The sequence below is a fragment of the Pseudomonas sp. HMWF006 genome (genome assembly GCF_003061205.1).
Taxonomy (GTDB): domain Bacteria; phylum Pseudomonadota; class Gammaproteobacteria; order Pseudomonadales; family Pseudomonadaceae; genus Aquipseudomonas; species Aquipseudomonas monsensis.
In genome coordinates, this window is sequence record NZ_QAIU01000626.1 from 7,300 (window position 1) to 9,149 (window position 1,850).

The following is a 1,850-nucleotide window of genomic DNA, read 5'->3' on the forward strand; positions in this document are numbered from 1 at the left end:
CGCCGCAAGCGACTGCCGCCATCAACCACGACTCACGGGCTTATCAACTGGCCGATGCCCGCCAGCAGCGTTTTGCCCTGGATCGCGGCAGTAACGCCGTGGCGGTGGGCAGCGAGCGCTCGTTCAATGGCCGCGGAATGCTGCTGGCCAATCCGCATTTCCCTTGGGTCGGCGGCATGCGCTTCTATCAGATGCACCTGACCATCCCCGGCAAGCTCGACGTGATGGGCGCCGCCTTGCCGGGGCTGCCGATGATCAACATCGGTTTCAACCAGCACCTTGCCTGGACCCATACCGTCGACTCGTCGAAGCACTTCACCCTGTATCGCCTGCAACTCGACCCGAAAGATCCGACGCGCTACCTGCTCGATGGCCAATCGCTGCCGATGAGCAAGCAAACCGTGACTGTTCAGGTCAAACAGGCCGACGGCCAGGTTTCCGCTGTGACACGTGACCTCTACAGTTCGCAGTTTGGACCGATTGTGCAATGGCCGGGCAAGCTCGACTGGGACCATCAGTACGCCTACAGCCTGCGCGATGCCAACCTCGAAAACGATCGCGTGCTGAATCAGTGGTACACGATGAATCAGGCGACCAGTCTTGAGCAACTGCAAGCGTCGGTGCACAAGATTCAGGGCATTCCCTGGGTCAATACGCTGGCCGTGGATGACAAGGGGCAGACGCTATACATGAACCTGTCGGTGGTGCCGAACGTCAACGCCGAGAAACTGGCCAGGTGCAGCGATCCGCGCATGGGTACGCAAATGATCGTGCTCGATGGCAGCCACAGCGCGTGTGCCTGGGACATTGATCCGAACGCAGCGCAGAAGGGTATTTATGCCGCCAGCCAACTGCCACAACTGTTGCGCAAGGATTTTGTGCAGCACTCCAACGACTCCGCCTGGCTGGCCAACCCGGCGCAACCGCTGACGGGGTTCTCGCCACTGATCAGCCAGGAAGGGCAACCGCTGGGCTGGCGTTCACGCTATGCCCTGGCGCGCTTGGGCAATCCGGGTCAACAAGGGCCGTTGGGGGTGAAGGATTTGCAGCACATGGTGATGGACGATCAGGTGTATCTGGCGACCCAGGTGCTGCCGGATTTGCTGAGGTTCTGTGCCGGCGACCTCGGTGCCGATGCGCAAGCGTTGCAACCGCTGTGCGCCAGCCTCAAGGCCTGGAACGGGCGAGCCAATCTGGATTCGCGCCTGGGCCTGGTGCACTTTCAGAACATTATGCAAACGCTGCAGAAATCCTCCGATATCTGGCGCGTGGCGTTTGATCCGAAGGATGCCCGCCACACGCCGCGCGGATTGGCTGTCGAGCAGCCAGCGGTGGCCAAGGCACTGCGTGAAGCGATGCTGGCATCGGTGGTGATGACCAACAAAATGGGCCTCAAACCGGATACGCGCTGGGGGGATATCCAGGTGGTCAGCAGTGGCGGGCACCAGACGCCGATCCATGGCGGGCCGGGAACCCTGGGCATCTACAACGCGATCCAGAGCGTGCCCCGGGAAGACGGCAAGCTGGAAGTGGTCAGCGGCACCAGCTATCTGCAAGTGGTGACGTTCGACGAGAAGGGCCCGCACGCCCAGGGATTGTTGGCGTTCTCGCTGTCCAGCGACCCGGCGTCGAAGTATTCCCGTGATCAGACCGAAGCGTTTTCGAAGAAGCAATGGAGCGTGCTGCCGTTTACCGAACAGCAGATCAAGGCTGATCCGCAGTATCAGGTGCAGAACGTCAGTGAGGCGGCAGACAAAGGCGGGGAGGTAGCAGCCCGGTAACGGCTGTCGTTGTTGCGTCAGACTTGAAGGCCGCCTTCCACGGAACTGCGGCCTTCAGTTTTTTGGCGG

General features: G+C 61.1%; 1 protein-coding gene. It reads left to right on the forward strand.

Annotated elements, in window-relative coordinates; genetic code table 11:
• The coding region (locus DBR24_RS29025) for an acylase (protein WP_256591949.1) at window positions 1-1,781 on the forward strand (1,781 nt) is incomplete at its 5' end.
• Between the last annotated feature and the right edge of the window lie 69 nt (window positions 1,782-1,850).